Here is a 19,589-nt window from a genome sequence, read left to right as displayed (position 1 = left end):
GCATTAGCGTAGCGGGGCGTAGCCCATTGCGAATTGCGAATTGATATTACTCTGCAATTCTCACACTTTTGGGCAAATTATTAATTTCACCAACAGTATCAGTTTATTTTCTGGAAGTCACGCGATCGCATCTTTTGCTCAAGGAACTCTACGAAGACCTTGACTTTCATGGGAATATATTTTCGGCTAGGATAAAGTGCGTTAATTGGGACTGGAGCCAGTGACCATTGAGACAAGACGTTTACTATATTCCCACTCTGTAACTCCTGCTGAAATAGAAATTCCGGCATCAGTCCAATTCCTACTCCAGCAACGATTGCTTGATAAATGGGGGCAACGTCATTGCTGAGTAGTCGTGGACGAAAGGAGAGCATTACTGTTTCCTGCTGTTGATTGTGCAATGTCCAGGTCACATTGTTCTGACGATGAGCCATACAAAGCAGCGTATGACTGGTCAAATCAGCAATTGCTCTTGGTTCGCCAGCGGTTTTGAGATAGGTCGGGCTGGCAAAGAGTTTCATGCGATCTGTGCTAATCCGCCGCACGATCAGGGATGAATCGTGCAATTCCCCAATCCGAATCGCTAGATCGTACCCTTCTTTGACAATATCTTTGTATTCAGTCGTTGCATGGAGAATCACTTGAATATCGGGGTAGGTCAGCAGAAACTCCGGCAAATTGGGTGCGAGAATAGACTGCACAAACAACACGGTGGCTGTCACTCGCACAGTGCCTTGCAAATGCCCCTGTAAGCTAGCGATCGCATCATCACCGTCATGTAACGCATCGACAATGGGTAAACAGTTTTCGTAATACAGCTGTCCTTCTTCAGTTAAAGAAACCCGCCGCGTAGTGCGATGAAATAATCGGACTCCTAGCCGTTGCTCTAGCTCATTCACCTTCAGACTGACGGTAGATTTAGGCAAGTCCAGCGATCGTGCTGCTGCAATAAATCCTCCCAGTTGTGCGACTTTGAGAAATATTAAAACAGCGTTCACGTCATCCATACCTTGCACTCGCTGCGTTGAGATTATCAAAACTTATTGTCCAGCATTATAAACAATCAATCCATAAAAACTATCTTTATCTGCATGAATTGATAAATCATACTAGTGATGTCAAACATAAAGAGACTTGGAAGTCGAACCAGCAACGCATTATGAAATCAAGTCTTGAAGGAAAAATACGGAAGCTATCAGGAAGGTGATAAATGGCGGATAATGTTGTGTTAGCAGGGGCGACCGGCAATCTGGGCGGGCGCATTGCGCGTGCTTTGTCGAATCGCAAAGCCAACGTCGTCGCACTTACTCGGAGTGGAACTTCGGACGAGACGAAACGGAAAGCATTGGAAAGCCTTGGCGTGAAGGTCAGGACAGTCGATATGGCGAGTGTTTCTGAGCTAGCCAGTGCATGCGAAGGAGCAGCTTGCATCGTATCTGCCCTGCAAGGCCTGCGCGACGTGATTGTCGATACTCAAACCGTACTGTTGGAGGCGGCACTTAAGGCAGGCGTTGCACGGTTCATTCCATCCGACTTTTCTACTGACTTTCGATCGTTAGCACCAGGTGAAAATCGGAATTACGATCTAAGGCGCGAGTTCCACCAGCGGCTCGACGTCGAGCCGATCGCGTCGACATCGATCTTCAATGGCGTCTTCGGCGAGGTCTTGACGCAAAACGTACCTTATCTGAATTTTGAAAAGAAAATGGTCGGGTACTGGGAGGATCCCGACTGGCGGCTCGACTTCACCACAATGGATGACACCGCAGCGTATACTGCCGCCGCTGCTCTCGACCCAACGACTCCGGTCGCCCTTGGGATTGCAAGCTTTAGTGTTACTCCACGTGAGCTTGCAAAGTTCACCGACGAAGTGCTGAAGACTCCGTTTCAGCTGGTTCGCTTGGGAAGTATCGAGGAGCTAAGTAGACGTAACAAAAGTGAACGGGCGGCCCATCCAGAGGGAGAAAACGAGCTGTATCCGCAGTGGCAGCAGACGCAGTATGAACACAGCATGTTCAGTGTGCACCATGAATCGTTTGACAACGATCGCTATCCCGATGTGAACTGGACAAGTCTTACAAACCTATTTGCCCAACGTTCCCAAGCAAGTGGAGCCTAATCCAGACATGATTCCGGGTTGTGTTGCAAAAAGTTATTGAGAACAGAAAACTCCCTACAAGAGAAATTGCTCAGTTTAGCTACTCCAAAGATTTCAGCTATAAATTTTTGCAGAGAAGTCCTGATCAAGACCGCATTTCTCCGATCGGAAAACCCACTAAGTGTTACATAGGAGCGTTAAAACATGAAAGTATTAGTCATAGGAGCCGCTGGCAAGACCGGTAGAGCTGTAGTTGAACAGGCTGTGGCCGCTGGACATCAGGTCACGGCATTCGTTCACAAAGCTGACGAATACGAGGTCTCAAACGTTCGTGTTATTGAAGGTGACGCTACCGACGGTGCCACGATGGACGCAGCAGTAGTCGGTCAAGATGCTGTTGTTGATACAATTGGCGGCAAAACGCCTTACAAGGAAACTACGCTCGAATCGAGTGCTGCGAACACAATCATCGCTGCCATGCAGCGAAACGGCGTGCGCCGTCTCGTAGTAACTTCCATGATTGGCGAAGGGGAGAGTGAGGCAAATGCCACCCTGTATGAGCGCTTACTTGTTTCGACCTTGTTGCGCGGCGCGGACAAGGATAAAGCAGCAATGGAGTCCGCTGTTGAATCGAGCGGTCTGGACTGGGTAATTCTTCGCCCAGCCATCCTTAACGACGACCCTGCCAAGGGAGACGTTCGAGTCTTCGATGCCGAAACGACCGAGAAAGCCCATAAAATTACACGTGCCGACCTGGCTGACTTTATGCTTGCCCAGCTTGACAATAACGAATACCTCCATCAAGCCGTTACTATCGCAAATAGCTAAGGACTCTTCCTTCGGACACGCTCTCTTTTTGGGGTCAGCAGCGTGTTCGTTGAGTATCCAGGACAGTCCCGGACAAACAGATGGAAATTAAAGAGTTGAGGCAACACAACCCTTCTCTTTGAAGCGGAGTCACCGGAGCATCTGCAAAAGATAATCGACAGCTTTCCGCCGATCAAGGTTGATTACGCTGACTACCAGATATTGCCACTCGCACCGTATCCAGCATTCGCGAAGAAGTCCGTTTAATCGCACCGCTATTCGCCCATAAAATTAGAGACGCGATTATTGCGTCTCTAGAAACCACTTATTTAGCCTTCTTACGTGTAATTGCACCCAGCAAAAGGAAGTTGTTAATTAAATTATTCCTGGGCCTCTACCTCGGCTGTCACCCCTATCTGTCAACTTGCCTTCCTCGTCCTGATTAACTTCTCCAAGTTCTTCAATACGTTCTTCCCTATCTTCTGCCGCTTGTTGGCGTGCATCACCCGGTTCTTCGTAATACATTTCCGGTTCAATTGCATAGTTATTAGACAAACCTTCTCTGTCTATGGTATAGCCGTCAGTGGTGCGTATACTTTCTGAATCGGTTTGGTCATCTGTAGGTGCATCTGCCTCCCGTTCTTCTGTGGGGAGTGTTTTGTACTTATCTCCTTCTCTTTCCATTCGAGCAGCAGTTTCAGCTGGGATGATGCCGCGATCATAAGTATCGACTTCTGCTCTATCGGATGAATCTGTATCTCTCTTAACTGCTTCATTAGCCATAATTTATGTCCTCGTTAAAGAATCTATTAAATAACTTCAAAAACCAGATTAGGCTGTTTTTTATTTCCGAGCTACTATCTTGAGAAGTGACTTAAATTTAAAATAATGTTATATTCTCTGTCTTTTGATGTATCCAAAAGAATAAAATTGAGTCCGGTTAAATACTGTGAATTTACATGTATTGGTATTAAGAAGGTTTTAGTTGAAGTCAACTTAACATTAAAAGGGCAATTAGAAACTGCAACTATACAAAGCTTTACCCAAGCCCACACAGACAGACGAAAGTTTATCTAGCTGCAAATTCTATTTGCCCGTGTAAATCCTAGTTTAATAGTTAGTAAATTTACTTGCCCACGAATTGGCTTTTCAGTAATTGAATTTCATCGGCTAATTCTTGGCGAGTTGAAGCCTTGAGTAGATAATGGAAAATAAACCAACTGCTGTAACTAATTCCAACTAACTCAAAAAGTGGTGATACTAATGGAATATCATGAATTGCAGCTAGTAATGCTAGTACTAGCCTGGCTGTAATAATTGCTGCCAAAATTAAAGCAACGGTTATTAAAGGCTGCTTGTAGTCTTGAAAAAAGTCACTTAAGTATTGGGGCAGTTGCTCTAAAAATTGAGAAATTTGTCTGCTAATTTGCTGCCATTGAGATTCAGGTTCAGGTGCTGGCGGTAACTTTGGCAAGTTTGCAGTATCAGTACCTTCAAGTGCTAGCGTACCTTGTGATAAGGAAGCATCAATCGATTCACGTTGCTGTTGTTCGGTTTCCATAGTTTTTATGTTCGGTAACTACAAGACTTTGTATAACTGAACTGAGCATCAATAAATATAATTATTAAGGTTGTCAGTTGTTAATTATTAGTGGTCAGTAATAAGTTTAACTGACCACTCAAACTTAGCAGGAATATTTAAATCTGTTTATGCCTACCTGCTCGCTTTGTTGTTAGCTGCCCTATTGTTTTGGTGCAGCAACTGTTGCTTTGACAACTACACTCTTGACACCTTTAATTTCTTTAGCTAATTTTTCAATTTTAGCCAATTCCTGCTGATTGGTGACAGTTCCTGAGACAGTCACAATGCCACCATCTGCGGCATTAACTGTTAGTTGGCTCTTAGGTATGTTAACCTCCAGCTTAGAGCGAACTTCACTTGCTAAGTCACCTTTGGCTCGTTGTGTATCGCCACCCGTAGTATTATTGCGCTGTTCGCGGGCGCGGATATCAGAATTAGCTTGCTTTCTGCGAACTTCACTTTGTGCGTCTTGTTGAGAAGCTTGCGTTATTTTTGCAGTCGGTGTTTGGGGAGCTTCGTTAGGATTATTGGGTGCAGATTCACTTGTTTTAGAAGCGTTATCACAAGCAGCAACACCAAACACTAAAAGGCAACTAATTACGAAGGGGGTTAGCTTTTTCATTGATTTAATTCTGGATCAGAAAGTGAAATCTGTTAATATTTACGGCAAAAGGGAGGAGCAAGTTTTTTTTAGTCAGGAGCAAAGTTTTTAAATTATTGCTCCTGCAATTTTGTCTAATTAGTGTAAGTGAAAACTACTTTCGATTAAAGTACTTCATCACGACGATCGACAATAACTACAGAAGGATCGTTTCTATTAGTCTCTGTTGAGTAATTGGGACGAATGGGATCGACTACTGCTGCATCACGATCGCTTACTCGGTTGGAACCTGGGCGATATTCACTAATCTCTGTGGCATCATAAATTGCAAATTCTTCAATCCCTCGATGTTTGAGAATCGCTTCAGCTTGGTGGATTTCGGCTTCCGTACCATCAAGAATTACTAAGTAGTCGCCTCTTTGGAAGCGATCGCCATATACTCGCGCCCTATCTTCAGGAATTCCCAAGCCAGCGAGTGCGCCTACAATACTCCCGGCGGCTGCACCGATCGCACCACCAGTTAATGTTGTGGCTAAAGCTGTTGCAACTGCGCCACCTGCAATTACAGGCCCAATCCCAGGAATTGCTAAAGTTCCAAGTCCAACTAATAAGCCAGTCAAGCCGCCTAGAACACCACCTGTAGCGGCTCCAGCTTTTGCACCATCATCTGCTTTATTACCAGTACCAACATTTCTGTCTACATGTACACCACCGATCCCTTGACCGTTTGCATCTTTAGCAATGATGGAGACTTGATTCAAAGAAAAACCTGCATCTCGTAATTCTGTAATTGCTGCTTCAGCATCTCGACGATGAGAAAATACCCCGATCGCACGTTTAGCAACACCACTATAACCCGCAGCCGGAGTTGGAGTCACATAACCTGTGGTTGCATTTGTCGCATCTGGGTGGGGGTAAACGCCAAACTCTTCTACACCCTGATTATTTAAAATTGCTTCTGCTCTTAGGATTTCTGCATCTGTACCATCGACAATGACTAAATAGTGTCCTCGTTTAACACGTTCGTCATAAACTCTAGCTCGTTCTTCAGGAATTCCTAGACCAATTAACGCACCAAGCAAACTACCAGCTACTGCACCAATACCAGCGCCAGCAAGAGTTGTAGCTAGGGTAGTTGCTGCGGCTCCAGCCAACATAATTGGCCCAATTCCAGGAATTGCTAAAGTGCCAAGACCGACTAATAAGCCAGCTAATCCGCCTAAAGCACCGCCTGTAGCGGCTCCGACTTTAGCACCTTCATCAGATTGATCGCCGACGCGATCGCTCACATCCGCACCAGCAATATCGTCTCTGTCTCCATCTTGTGTAATGACAGAAACTCTGTTCATGTCAAAGCCAACTTTTTTTAATTCATGTAGGGCATGTTCAACATCTCGACGATGAGAAAAGACACCTACAGCACGTTTATGTACACCTACAACCATTATTCTTGCTCCTCAGCCAAAATCAATTATTTACTAATTTATAGCTCCTAATAACCCTAATTAATGCATGTTTCTATTTATTTTTCATCAATCGCTTGGAAGAATTTTTCTCTCTATCATTAGATATAGGTGATTTTATCTAAAGTTAGTAACTAAATCTCAGCTAGAAAACATGTTTCCTTTTATGAAGTTTATATAACAATTATTCGATGTTTTCAGTTTACTCAATAAAATTGATACCAAAAAGCATTATTTTCTAGCGTTGGCTACTATAACTCACCTACTCAAAACCTGCTATATAGATAGATACAGTTTGATTAAATTTACTTTTGCCTAATAATTTATTTAATAAAATATTAAATAAATTATTAAGTTTTATTGGAAAATATACAAGAAAAATATTTATCTTTATAAATACGACTTTTGGAAAACTAACCTATTACCTAAGAAAGTGCCAGCTTACATAAATTATAATTAAGCTGATAAATAAGCCATTTTATAAATGGGTATTGTAAGAGGTTGTTTGAAAAGTTCTTCAGCATGTGTTTCACTACCCTAGTACCGCAAGGCAGAAGTCAAAAGAATTGTATTTTAAGCTCTTGCGCCATTTGAAATGGTATGTTTATTTACGCCAAGCTGTACTAGCTACAGAGAAGCTGCTACCAGAGAGTCGGAGTTTTAGCATTTAAGATCGCACCCCGGAGTTACACTTGAGGCTCAAGCCGACCCTTTTCAAACGTCCTCTAATTGAGTAAAAGTGAGAAAATCTTATGTTTCAAGGTGTTTTAATTATTTGGGGATGGAATTGGCTACCTTTAGGATTAGCGCCAATAACTTTAGCTCAGGAATTACTAACTCCAGAAGAAGCGTCAGTTGTTTTTTCTGGGCCTAAATTGTTGGTGGCGCTGCTAGCTGGGGTTTTGATGGCATTTGCTTTTCAATTGTTATTGACAAACTTTTCAGTTGCTGTCGGAATTTCATCTTGGGAAATTGATTCAGATTCTGATGATGAGTCCGAAAGTTTAGGTAAGACAATTCGTAAAGGTCAAGCTAAAGTTGGTACTTGGGCGTTAATAACCGTTAGCATTGCATTATTTATTGCTTGTTTTTTAGCAGTAAAACTGAGCCTAATCGAAAGCGCATTTTTAGGAGCAATTATTGGTGTAGTCATTTGGTCTACCTATTTTTCACTAGTAATTTGGTTGGGTTCGTCGGCGGTAGGCTCTTTAATTGGTTCTATATCTAATACTGTCACTTCTGGTTTTCAAACTCTGATGGGTACGGCAACTGCTGGCATCGGTGCTAATATTGCGAAAAAACAGTTAGTTTCTACTGTTGAAGATATTACAGCCGCAGTCCGCCAGGAATTAACTTCAGGTTTTGATTCTGAAGGTATTAAAAATACGCTCCAAAGTTCTTTAAGCTCTCTGCAATTACCAAAGCTAGATATTAAAGAAATTCGGAGTCAATTTGACCAGCTTCTTAAGGATACAGATTTGCAATCTGTTGCTAACAGCGACCTTTTACAAAACATTGATCGCCAAACATTTGTTGATTTAATCAGCAGCCGTGGCGATTTGTCTAAAGAAGATATCAATAGCATTGCTGACCAGTTTGAAGGTGCATGGCAACAAACTTTAAATCGCAAGAATCCCACAGAACAAGTAATTAATTTACTCAAGTCTGCTACTCCTGAAGAACTTAATTCTGAGCAATTGGGCGAACGGCTTCAAGAACTGGTTACAATCGGAGGCGGTAATGGCAATGGTGTAATCAAGCAAGCTATTAGGTATGGCTTAAGTGCAGCTGCACCAGCAATTCTGGAAGGAGTAAACCTTTCTAATATCGATGTAAATAAAATTACAACTCAGTTGCAAAAGCTGAAAGAGAAAGTTAAAGATGTCGATGTTGAGCAAATCACAGAACAACTTCAAAAGTTTATAAAGCAAGCAACTGAGCAAGTATCTGCAAAATTACCAATATCACTAGAAAACACGATTAAGGGAGATGTAGAAGAGTACATATTGCATTCGTTCCCTTGGCACTTTAACCGAATTACTTTAGTAGATGAATTTAAAGAAGTCATCTATGACGTAAATGCAGATCCAACAACTGTGAGACGGGAGTTGGAAGAAATTAATCAAGAATATTTCACCCACTTACTAAAGCAACGTGGTGATATTAGCGAAGCTAGGGTGAAAGAAATTTCTGAACAAATGGAAAGCGATCGCCTGGAAGTCTTAGAAACTGTCAAACAGGCTCAAACGCGAGAAAAAGAGCAAGATTTCCGCAGCCGCATCGAAGATTATCTGCGTTCGACAGGTAAAGACGAACTCAATCCTGAAGGTATTGAACGAGACTTTGGCAAGTTGCTGGACGATCCACAAGCTGGGTTTGAAGATTTAAGTAGCCGCTTTGAGCAATTTGACCACGATACTTTTGTACAATTGCTCCAACAGCGTCAAGATATCAGCGAAGAGGAAGCTAATAATATTGTTAGTCAACTCGAACGCAACCGCGATAATTTCTTGAATCGTGCAAGAGAATTGCAAGAACAAGCAAAAGCAAAAGCCGATGAACTGCGCCAAAGAGTTGAAGACTATTTGCGGAATACTAATAAAGACGAACTCAATCCCGAAGCTATCAAACGTGAGTTTAAAGTTTTACTAGACGATCCCCAAGCCGGAATTAGCCTTTTACAATCGCGCCTATCGCAATTTGACCGCGATACACTAGTACAATTGCTCAGTCAGCGTCAAGATTTGAGCGAAGAACAAGTGAACCAAACTCTCGATCAGCTCGAAGCAGTCCGAGATAATATTTTGCAAGTACCGCAACAAGCGAAAGAACAGTACGAAAAAACTACAAAAGCGATCGCTGAATATCTCCGCAATACCAACTTGGAAGAACTTAATCCAGAAGGTATTAAAGCAGATTTGGAAAAATTACTCGACGATCCTCAAGCTGGAGCCTTAGCACTGCGCGATCGCTTGTCTAATGTCGATCGAGAAACCTTGGTTAAACTCGTCAGTCAACGCGGAGACTTGAGCCAAGAGCAGGTTAATCAGATCATTGATCGCGCTCAAGATGCCATTGGTGATATCCTGAAAGCGCCACGACGTTTAGCGAAGCGTACCACTCAACAAGCTTTAGATTTTGAAGCCAATCTCGAAGAATATCTGCGTAATACCAACAAAGAAGAACTGAATCCCGAAGGAATCAAACGCGATTTACAATTGCTGCTGTCTTCTCCCCGCGCTGGAATCGGGAGTTTAAGCGATCGCGCCTCAAAATTTGACCGTTCGACAATTGTGGCGCTATTATCCCAACGTGAGGATATCTCAGAAGAGGAAGCTAACCGAATTGTGGATCAAATCGATTCTGTTCGCAGCTCGATTGTCGAACAATTCCAGCAGATTCAGCAAAGAGTGCAATCAGTGCTAGATGGAGTTTTTGCCAAAGTTCGCAACTATCTCAACTCCCTGGATCGTTCAGAACTCAACTATGAAGGGATTAAGCAAGACTTTGCCAAAGTGTTCGACGATCCGCAAGCCGGATTTGAAGCGTTGCGTGATCGCCTCAGTGAATTCGATCGTGACACCTTAGTTGCTGTATTGAGTTCTCGTGAAGATATTTCCGAGGCGGATGCTAACCGGATAATTAATCAAATAGAAGCGGCGCGAGATGGCGTCTTGCAACGAGCCGAACGCATCCAGAAAGAAACCCAAAAACGCTTGAAAGCGATTCAAGAGCAAACTAAAAAGCAAGCCGAAGAAACCAAGAAAACCGTTGCAAATGCTGCGTGGTGGATATTTGGGACAGCGATTACTTCCCTTTGCGCCAGTGCGATCGCAGGTGCGATCGCTGTGAGTGGGATAACTTTACCTGGGTAAAATATCTTCATCATCAGGAATTTAGAGAAATATAAAGTGGTATTCAGTATTTATAAATGAATGCCACTTTTTTTATTTATAAAAACAAGTGAACAATCGGATTGACAGTGTATCTGGCAACGATATCATTAACGCCGGATCTGGCGACGATACAATTACTGGTGGAAAGGGTAGCGATACGATTAACGCCGGAGCGGGAAACAATCGGATTGATGGCAGATTTGGCAACGATACGATTGACGGCGGATCTGGAGACGATAGCCTTGTAGGGGGATTTGGCAACGACAGCCTAGTTGGTGGATCTGGCAATGATACGATTAACGGTGACTTTGGTAACGGTGGTATCCTCACTGGTGTTGGTGGAACTGATGTTCTCACTGGAGGATCGAGTAACGATGTTTTCGATTTCAACTTCGTTTCAGAGAGTCAACCTGGTTTATTACGGGATGCGATCGCTGATTTTGTTGGAAACGGTATCCTCGCAGGGGATCGAATCGATTTATCTACCATCGATGCCAACTCCATTAAAGAGGGCAACCAAGCCTTCACTTTTATCAGCAGTCGCGCATTCTCTGGAATCGGTCAAATCGGTTATTCAGGAGGTATTCTCCAAGGCAGCAATGATGGGGATCTGTCGGCTGAGTTTGAAATTAGGCTTGCAAGAGCGCCACAACTAGTGGAAAGCGACATTATCCTTTGATTTAATATTATCTGCTTTGAAAATAAGGCAGAATGCAGAATTTTGATAATTGAATAGTTGCAAAGAAAGATAAGTTTAGCTTGCCTCTCCTATAGTTTATAGTTATTAAATTGCGCCGCATTTACATCAGAAAATCAGGTAATACAATCGCAACTGTTGCGATGATGCCACTTAATGAAAAAGATATCAGAGAATTTGAGAAGGCAAGTTGTGACGCAAGGGATGTAGCGATCGCACTGGTTAATAAGGCTTTTAAGTTATTGGTAATTATTTCCTTATATATAACTATAGCAATCCTAAATCATTCGTGAGATAGAAAATAGCTGTAATGCTTATATATACGTACTTTTTGTTTCCGTATTTTCTCGCGTTTCAATTCGGATTGCTATAGATCAATCACCAAATAAATCTCAAGAAACAAAATCAACCCTATCTGAACAAAGGTTTCAGATTTTGTTTTAGCGAGAGGAATAAAATCAGGTTAATTACTTTTTCTTATAGATAGAAAAAATTAGGCTTGAAAGTAATACTATAGTCTTGTGATTATGAATAGAATCAAAACGTTCTAAAATCTACGCGCTTCTGTAAGAGGAAGTTTGCTTGTGTTATGGTAGCCTACTACTGCAACCAGTAAAGACATAAGGACATCACATCACTCTTGGCATAATTTTGATGCTAACGTCATCAATACATACTGTGCTTGTCAAATCTTCAAACTTAACAGCAAAGACCTGTTGCAATTAAATGTGCGTCAGTTATCTCTTCCCACTCGTTATTTCTTTGCCTTATTTTCTCGGCGTTGCTGAATGATAGTGTGAAATTGAAAAATTCAATCTTTGAAACTGTTTCCTTTACACCTTTGAAGGAAACCAAATTCATACTCTTAATCAGCAACACCGTTTTCTGATGGGAAAGTGACGAGGTTATTTTTATGCTCTAAGTTCAGGAGAAATTTACTAATGGCAATTGTCAACGGTACCATTTTTAATGACAACAATACCATCAACGGTTCCCCACTTATCTTTCGTCCTGCCCTAAATGGTGGTGCTGGCAGCGATATCCTTAACGCCGATGCCGGCGACGATATCTTAAATGGTGGTGCTGGCAGCGATATCCTTAACGGCAATGCTGGCAACGATACCCTAAATGGGGATGCTGGCAGTGATATTCTCAACGGCAATGCCGACGACGATATCTTAAATGGTGGTGCTGGCAAGGATATCCTTAACGGCAACGTCGGCAGCGATACTCTTAACGGCAATGCTGGCAACGATATCCTTACTGGCGGTGCTGGCAACGATATCCTTAACGGCAATGCTGGCAATGATACCCTAAATGGGGGTGCTAGCAGCGATATCCTTACTGGCGGTGCTGGGACTGATTCTCTTATTGGCGGTGCTGGCAACGATATTTTCGATTTCAACTCAGTTTCAGATAGTCCTACTGGTTTGTTGCGGGATGTTATCACTGACTTCGTTGGAAACGGTATTTTTATAGGCGATCAGATCAATCTATCTAGCATTGATGCTAACTCTAGTGTAGCGGGCAACCAAGCCTTCACTTTCATCGGGGCTAGCGCATTCTCAGCAGCCCGTCAGGTTCGTTATTCAGGAGGTATTCTTCAAGCTAACATTGATGGGGATCTGTCGGCTGAGTTTGAGATTGGACTAACAGGAGCACCACCACTAGTGGCAAGCGACATCATCCTTTAATCTAAAATAGACCTCTTGCAAAAGCGCTTCACACCCTACTTCTAAGAGCAAGCGCTTAGAAGTAGGGTTCTTATTTATGATTTACACCTAATGTGAATTACAGCAGTTTTCATGTATTTGAACCACACCTGTCATAGGAGCGCAAGGCCTTACGCCCCTACTGCGTGGTCTATTTAACTAAAAATAGCTGTAAATAAGTTAAGACTGGAAAGTGAGAATATAAATATTAATACCAAAACAACGAAGCAATAAATGTAGTGTATGAGAAGCAATTTTGGCAGCAATGTGAACACAAAAGCCATAAATTACCAATGCTTGCCAGGGTTCGATCGTGCTGCGTATGCATGAGAAAATCAGTTAATAAACCCGGTTCATTTTGAAACCTGGAGTTTTTAAGGAGAGTGTATTATTCGGTTGTGGCTTGAGTTCTGAGCTTCACTCTAATTCCAAAAAACTATAGTTTTCAAGGTAGGCGCGGTTTACAATCGCAACAGTTGTAATGATGCCATACATAATAAATAGCCAAATTGTAACGCCAGGGGTACAGCGATCGCACTGGTCTAATAAGGGAATGGCACTAAGTTAAAATACAGTCCCGATCTTAGGAGGCTTCACCTCCAGTGACTTTACCATAGGCAGCAGCCCTCTTGAAATACATTTCCAGTCTTAAGACTGGGAACGAATTCAAGTTACACAAATCTTTGGGCTTTTCTTAGGATCATACGTCTAACAAAGCTTTTAACTTATTGGCAATTATTTGTTATATCTAACTACAAAAACCACTAAACAAATATCAATATGCAAAATTAACCCTATCTGAACAAAGGTTTCCGATTTTATTCTGGTGAGAGGATAAAAAAGTTAACTATTATTTTTTATCAAGGAAAAATTATGCTGGAAGGTAATACTATAGTGTTGTTATTATGAATACAATAATATTTTATTTAAATCTATATAATTACGTAGAATAGAATCTACTTATTCATTAGTATTTTCCAGATGTAACGACTAAAAACATAAGTTATTAGCACATCAAAGGAGTTTTAGTGCAATTTTGATGTAAACATCATTAAATACGTCCAGTACTTCTTAAATATTCTCAAATATTCTCAAATATTCAAACTTAATAGTCAAGACCTGTTGCAATCAGGTTTGGTTCAATAATATATTGCTACTCGCAAGCTTTTGACCTTGTTTTGTCAGCATTGCTAAATGAAAGTGTGAAATTCTCAAATTCTATGTTTAAAATTGTTTATTTTATGCCTTTAAAGGAAACCAAATTTATACTCTTCATTCAGCAATGCCGTTTTATAATGGGGAAGTAAAGACGTAATTTTTTTTCCTCTAAGTTTAGGAGAAACTCATCAATGGCAACTTCAATATCAATCTCATCTGGTAGCGGCAGTGTTAGTGCCAGCTCTAGTAGTCATAGCAGTAGTAGCAATAATGGTCAGAACGATAGCGGTAGCGTTAGTGGTAATAACAGTACCCTTATAGGTGGTAGTGGCAACAGTCTCCTTAACGGTGGTAGTGGCAACGATAACATCTTTGGTAATGGTGGCAACGATACTCTTATCGGTGGTGCCGGCAACGATACCCTGACTGGCGGTACTGGCAAAGACGTTCTCACTGGAGGATCGGGTAATGATATTTTCGAGTACAACTCAACTTCTGATAGTCTACTTTCGTCACGTGACTTAATCGTTGACTTTCGTGGAAACGGTACCTTGCCAGGCGATCGAATCGATCTATTTACTATCGATGCCAACTCCACTATTGGGGGCAACCAAGCTTTCACTTTCATTGGAAGTGGTCAATTCTCCGCACCCGGTCAAATCCGTTATTCCGGAGGTATTCTGCAAGGTAACACTGATGGGAATCTGTCAGCTAATTTTGAAATTCGGCTTATAGGAGCACCACCATTAGGGTCAAGTGACCTCATCCTTTAATTTAATATTCCTGCCTTGAAAATAAGGCAGGAGGCAGAAGGCAGAAGGTACTAGAGAATGAAAATATCTCTTTTTAGCCCTTAGTCCCTAGTCACTATTTTCAAGGCAGATATAATTTGGAAGAAGAACTCTACTGCAAAGCTAGAGTGTCTCCACTTTGCACCGGAATCAATATCAATATACTGAGCTATAAACGTAGAAAGTCAGAGCTTCAACTTGCGGCAATGACTTTTTTTCATATTTAAATTCGTATTGCTATCCTAATATTTCCGGCACTCTAGATGCCTAATACCATTTCTTTGTAAGGCGGCGCCAAATTTTCTTTATTCCTTTGTATCCTTCTCTGACGAGACACTGCGCGAATGCGCCCTTTGCGGTTCTTCCTTATACAATAGTTTGTAAATAAATCAGGTAAAAAATGCAAGACTCAACATCAGATAAAAATAGTTTCTACCTCCTGCCTCAAAACCCGTAACTTTGTACTTCATGCAAAAGAAAACTGCTGTATAATTTGGCGCATCTTTATACAGAATTGGTATAACATACAAAAATCATCCCGATTTTATACAAACGCTTAGATGAAGATTTATTCTCATTAGGACTGACCAAAAGACACCGTGAAACATAGAGAATTACTCATATTCGATCGCATCGCCCAGGCATGAGAAAATCAGGTAATACAATCGCAACTGTTGTGATGATGGCACGGAAGGAAAAAAAATGTCGGAGAATTTGAGAAGCCAAATTGTAACGCAAGGGGTGCAGCGATCGCCTAATCGAGCTATGCTGCGTGCAGTTGGTTTTAAAGATGAAGATTTCAATAAAGCCATTGTGGGCATTGCCAATGGCTACAGTACGATTACTCCCTGTAATATGGGGATAAATCAACTGGCGCTCATAGCAGAGGCTGGGATTAAAACCGCCGGGGCGATGCCGCAAGTGTTCGGCACAATTACCATTAGCGATGGGATTTCGATGGGAACTGAAGGGATGAAATATTCCCTAGTGTCGCGGGAAGTGATTGCCGATTCCATTGAAACCGCTTGTACTGGACAAAGTATGGATGGTGTGCTGGCCATTGGCGGTTGTGATAAAAATATGCCAGGGGCAATGCTGGCGATCGCTCGGATGAATATCCCTGCAATATTCGTTTACGGTGGCACAATCAAACCCGGTCACTACAACGGACGCGATTTAACTGTTGTCAGTTCTTTTGAAGCTGTTGGTCAATACAGTGCTGGAAAAATTGACGAAAAGGAATTATTAGAAGTTGAAGAGAGAGCTTGTCCTGGTGCGGGTTCCTGCGGAGGAATGTTCACAGCTAACACCATGTCTTCAGCATTTGAAGCGCTGGGGATGAGTTTACCTTATTCCTCGACAATGGCGGCAGAAGATGCCGAAAAAGCCGACAGCACGGAAAAATCAGCATTTGTGTTAGTCGAAGCGATTCGCAAACAAATCTTACCCCGCCAAATTATCACCCGCAAATCTATAGAGAATGCCATCTCTGTGATTATGGCAGTCGGTGGGTCGACCAATGCAGTACTGCACTTTTTAGCGATCGCCCGCGCTGCTGATGTAGAGTTAACTATAGACGACTTTGAAACTATCCGCGCTCGCGTTCCCGTTTTGTGTGATTTGAAACCAAGTGGTAAATATGTCGCTACAGATTTGCACAAAGCTGGTGGTATTCCGCAAGTAATGAAGATGTTACTTGTGCATGATTTATTACATGGTGATAGCCTCACCATCAGCGGTCAAACCATTGCAGAGATATTAGCAGACATACCAGAAGAACCATCTGCCAATCAAGATGTGATTCGGACTTGGAATAACCCGATGTATGCTCAAGGACATTTAGCCATCCTCAGAGGTAATCTGGCAACAGAAGGGGCTGTCGCCAAAATTACCGGAGTGAAAAAACCAGTAATTACCGGGCCCGCAAGGGTATTTGAATCGGAAGAAGCTTCTTTAGATGCAATTTTAGCCGGTAAAATTCAAGCTGGCGATATTCTGATCATTCGCTACGAAGGGCCTAAAGGCGGCCCTGGAATGCGAGAAATGTTGGCTCCCACCTCAGCAATTATCGGTGCTGGTTTGGGTGATGCTGTAGGATTAATTACCGACGGACGCTTTTCTGGCGGTACTTACGGCATGGTGGTTGGTCATGTTGCTCCAGAAGCCGCAGTTGGTGGTGCGATCGCGCTTGTAGAAGAAGGCGATAGTATTACTATTGATGCACCCGCCCGTTTATTGCAGCTAAACGTATCCGAAGAAGAATTGGCCCGTCGTCGTGCCAACTGGCAACCTCCGGCTCCACGTTACACTAAAGGCGTGTTGGCGAAATATGCCAAATTAGTATCTTCTAGCAGTGTTGGTGCTGTGACAGATTTGGACTTGTTTTAATTAACTTAACACGATCTGAACTACCTACACTGACCGCTAGGTACAGTGTGGGTAGTTTACTCTAAAGTTATACCTCTCCATTCCCTACCACCTTGACTTATACATGGGAAATATGTATAATTCGGATCGCATAGAAGGGGAGTAGCTGCTGGCAAAAAATATAAAAGCCAGTACATCTGAATCAACATACTGGCGATGAGCCTGGTTCAGGTGGCAAGTAATCAATATTTGAAAGCGAGACCTTCACTAAGTTCACACCGAAAAGTGTAAACTTGGTGAGGTCTTTTGGCTCTCATCAAGCTTCACATCGGTAAACGATATCTTCAGGAGCTTGAGAGAGTGTTAACAGCTTTTACCGCAGGTTTATTACTAATTACAGTTTCAGAATTAGGCGATAAAACATTTTTTATTGCTGTGATTTTGGCAATGCACCACCCACGACGGCTGGTGTTTGTAGGTGTGACAACTGCTTTAGCTGCGATGACAATCCTTTCGGTGCTATTTGGACAAGCAGTATCTTTGTTACCAAAAGTTTATATTCATTACGCTGAAATAGCTTTATTTATAGCCTTTGGTATCAAGCTGTTGTATGACGCTAGTAAGATGTCAGCTGCTGCTTGTGATACAGAAGTTGTAGAAGAAGCCCAAGCTGCGGTGAAAAAGGCAGATTTGCAGTTACCAAAGCAAAAAACTTCCTTAGCAATTGTCATAGAAGCTTTTGTGTTGACATTTATGGCAGAGTGGGGCGATCGCACCCAAATTGCTACCATTGCCCTAGCAGCAGGTAATAACCCCATTGGAGTCACAATAGGTGCAATTTTAGGACATTCTTTATGTGCTGCGATCGCAGTTATCGGCGGCAAAATGATTGCCGGACGCATTTCTGAGCGTCAACTAACCTTTATTGGCGGATGTTTGTTTTTAGTCTTTGGTGTCGTTGCTGCCATTGAAGGAGCATGAGGGGAGGAGGGGACAAGGGGGAATTATTAAACAAATCTCTTCCTTGTCTCCCCCCTCTTTCTTGTCTATCTTTTCTCTTCCCAATGCCCAATGCCCCATGCCCTTCAGGAGTGCTGAGTGGGGAATCTCACTTGTTTACTCTAAGCCGAGGAACTCGAAACGGGCTAAACCCTAGCTTTCCACTAACGGAACTGTTTTGCCCCATGCCCAATGCCCAATACCCTTACTTGGGCGTACTTTCCGGTGAAGGCGCGGGAGATGCAATAGGATTAGGTGTGGGGGAAGCCGTTGCTGCCTTTTTAATTCCGTCTTTGTACTGAGCAGGTGCTAAAGCTACGGCACTATCAAACAAAGATTTTGCATCTGCGTCTTTGCCCTGTTGTTTTAGGAGCATCGCTTTTGCCACGACGGGACGAAAATCCTTGGGATCTTTCTTAATTGCCTGGTCATAAACAGAGCTAGCTTGAGCGTAGCGTTTCTGGGAAGCATGAACAGAACCTAACAGCACCTGCACGGCTACTATATCTACACTTCCAGGCTGAATTGTATTTGCTTGGGCTGCGTTAGTGAGGGTTTCTTGCAACAAACCAATGGCTGCTTCGGGGCGTTGCTGACTGATCAATAGAGCCACCATTCCTTGCAAAGCCTTCAAATCCCCTGGTTTCGTGGACAAAATCGAGCGATAAGCTTGAGCGGCTCCTTCGCGATCGCCAATTTGCTGTTTGGCTTGAGCTAGTAACACTGAATATTCTGACTGTTCGGGATTTAGCTTTGCTAGCTTTTCTAGGGGTTCAATGACAACTTGGATATCAGCCGGTTTAACCTCGCTTTTATCTTTTTGACTCAGTAATTGCAGCCGTGCTTGTAACAGACCCTTAAGCGCAGTCTGATTTTCTGGTTCCCTTTGCAAAACCTGTTCATAACCTCGTACTTCGTCTTCCAGTTTTGATTTTTGGTCAGCAGAGGGCAAACTACCTCTGGTACTAGCGGTATTCTGACTTGAGGGTGGCGTATTATTAAATGCTCCAATTATGGGAATCACCGAAACACCCACAAAAGCAAGAATTGCCACCGCTAAGACGACTTGAACTATCCAACGATTGCGCGGTTGAGACACAGTTTTGTCTTTCTCCTGAACTTTAATGACATTATCATTTACACAAATCGTAAAGTTAAAAATTTCCAAAACTTTGCGGAATACCGCCAATTGCCTGTGAATTTTATAACAATTAACTATCCACACTGCTAAAGTAAGTGATGACTTTAGGAGGAGCCGTCAGAATTGTAGCTATGATATGCTTCCGAAACTAGTGTAAAGCCGCTAAATTAGACATTTAGTGTTTATACATTAAATTTAGCGCTTTTAGGATTGTATAGAGTACCCTAGTGTGATTTTGTGAAAAGCCAATATACTTTCATCAGTCGCACAAATGCTC

The 19,589-nt window shown here is 42.5% G+C and carries 15 protein-coding genes; 8 read left to right on the top strand and 7 right to left on the bottom strand.

Annotated features, from left to right (window positions below; all coding sequences use genetic code 11):
- Positions 1 to 98: 98 nt before the first annotated feature.
- Complete coding sequence (locus ACFE93_RS04450; protein WP_375472191.1) at positions 99 to 1,037, bottom strand: LysR family transcriptional regulator; 939 nt, start codon at positions 1,035 to 1,037, stop codon at positions 99 to 101.
- Positions 1,038 to 1,210: 173 nt separating this feature from the next.
- Here ACFE93_RS04450 and ACFE93_RS04445 point away from each other — a divergent pair, with 173 nt between their 5' ends.
- Positions 1,211 to 2,119, top strand: a complete 909-nt coding sequence (locus tag ACFE93_RS04445; protein ID WP_375472190.1) for an NmrA family NAD(P)-binding protein — start codon at positions 1,211 to 1,213, stop codon at positions 2,117 to 2,119.
- A 183-nt stretch (positions 2,120 to 2,302) separates the two neighbouring features.
- Positions 2,303 to 2,926 carry an NAD(P)-dependent oxidoreductase gene (locus tag ACFE93_RS04440; RefSeq protein WP_375472189.1) on the top strand — a complete coding sequence of 208 codons (624 nt, stop codon included), beginning with the start codon at positions 2,303 to 2,305 and terminating at the stop codon, positions 2,924 to 2,926.
- 172 nt (positions 2,927 to 3,098) lie between these two features.
- Here the strand turns inward: ACFE93_RS04440 and ACFE93_RS04435 are convergent, their stop codons facing one another.
- From ACFE93_RS04435 to ACFE93_RS04415, 5 genes are all read right to left on the bottom strand, one after another.
- Complete coding sequence (locus ACFE93_RS04435) at positions 3,099 to 3,230, bottom strand: hypothetical protein (protein WP_375472188.1); 132 nt, start codon at positions 3,228 to 3,230, stop codon at positions 3,099 to 3,101.
- Between the two features lie 50 nt (positions 3,231 to 3,280).
- Positions 3,281 to 3,688, bottom strand: coding sequence for a hypothetical protein (locus tag ACFE93_RS04430; protein WP_104907589.1), 408 nt, complete (start codon positions 3,686 to 3,688; stop codon positions 3,281 to 3,283).
- A 343-nt stretch (positions 3,689 to 4,031) separates the two neighbouring features.
- Positions 4,032 to 4,466 (bottom strand): CAAD domain-containing protein, encoded by a 435-nt coding sequence (locus tag ACFE93_RS04425; protein WP_375472187.1) that lies wholly within the window; start codon positions 4,464 to 4,466, stop codon positions 4,032 to 4,034.
- Positions 4,467 to 4,647: 181 nt separating this feature from the next.
- A complete protein-coding gene (locus ACFE93_RS04420) occupies positions 4,648 to 5,109 on the bottom strand; it encodes a BON domain-containing protein (RefSeq protein ID WP_375472186.1) in 462 nt (153 codons plus the stop codon).
- A 143-nt stretch (positions 5,110 to 5,252) separates the two neighbouring features.
- Positions 5,253 to 6,533, bottom strand: a complete 1,281-nt coding sequence (locus ACFE93_RS04415) for a general stress protein (protein ID WP_375472185.1) — start codon at positions 6,531 to 6,533, stop codon at positions 5,253 to 5,255.
- A 770-nt stretch (positions 6,534 to 7,303) separates the two neighbouring features.
- On the opposite strand from ACFE93_RS04415, the gene ACFE93_RS04410 reads away from it, so the two are divergent.
- The 6 genes from ACFE93_RS04410 (at position 7,304) to ACFE93_RS04385 (ending at position 18,153) form a co-directional block, all read left to right on the top strand.
- A complete protein-coding gene (locus ACFE93_RS04410; RefSeq protein WP_375472184.1) occupies positions 7,304 to 10,426 on the top strand; it encodes an MFS transporter in 3,123 nt (1,040 codons plus the stop codon).
- Between the two features lie 88 nt (positions 10,427 to 10,514).
- The gene (locus ACFE93_RS04405; protein ID WP_375472183.1) at positions 10,515 to 11,126 is read left to right on the top strand and encodes a calcium-binding protein; all 612 of its coding nucleotides are present in this window, start codon (positions 10,515 to 10,517) and stop codon (positions 11,124 to 11,126) included.
- 959 nt (positions 11,127 to 12,085) lie between these two features.
- Positions 12,086 to 12,838, top strand: a complete 753-nt coding sequence (locus ACFE93_RS04400; RefSeq protein ID WP_375472182.1) for a calcium-binding protein — start codon at positions 12,086 to 12,088, stop codon at positions 12,836 to 12,838.
- A gap of 1,367 nt (positions 12,839 to 14,205) precedes the next feature.
- Positions 14,206 to 14,787, top strand: coding sequence for a M10 family metallopeptidase C-terminal domain-containing protein (locus tag ACFE93_RS04395; RefSeq protein ID WP_375472181.1), 582 nt, complete (start codon positions 14,206 to 14,208; stop codon positions 14,785 to 14,787).
- A gap of 720 nt (positions 14,788 to 15,507) precedes the next feature.
- Positions 15,508 to 17,193 (top strand): dihydroxy-acid dehydratase, encoded by a 1,686-nt coding sequence (ilvD, locus tag ACFE93_RS04390; protein ID WP_375472180.1) that lies wholly within the window; start codon positions 15,508 to 15,510, stop codon positions 17,191 to 17,193.
- 339 nt (positions 17,194 to 17,532) lie between these two features.
- On the top strand, positions 17,533 to 18,153 hold the full coding sequence (locus tag ACFE93_RS04385) for a TMEM165/GDT1 family protein (RefSeq protein WP_375472219.1): 621 nt from the start codon (positions 17,533 to 17,535) through the stop codon (positions 18,151 to 18,153).
- Between the two features lie 223 nt (positions 18,154 to 18,376).
- On the opposite strand, the gene ACFE93_RS04380 is transcribed toward ACFE93_RS04385, so the two are convergent.
- On the bottom strand, positions 18,377 to 19,270 hold the full coding sequence (locus ACFE93_RS04380; RefSeq protein WP_375472179.1) for a tetratricopeptide repeat protein: 894 nt from the start codon (positions 19,268 to 19,270) through the stop codon (positions 18,377 to 18,379).
- Positions 19,271 to 19,589 lie beyond the last annotated feature (319 nt).

This window comes from uncultured Nostoc sp., from assembly GCF_964247315.1.
Taxonomy (GTDB): Bacteria; Cyanobacteriota; Cyanobacteriia; order Cyanobacteriales; family Nostocaceae; genus Nostoc.
This window is presented reverse-complemented; position numbering and strand designations above follow the sequence as displayed.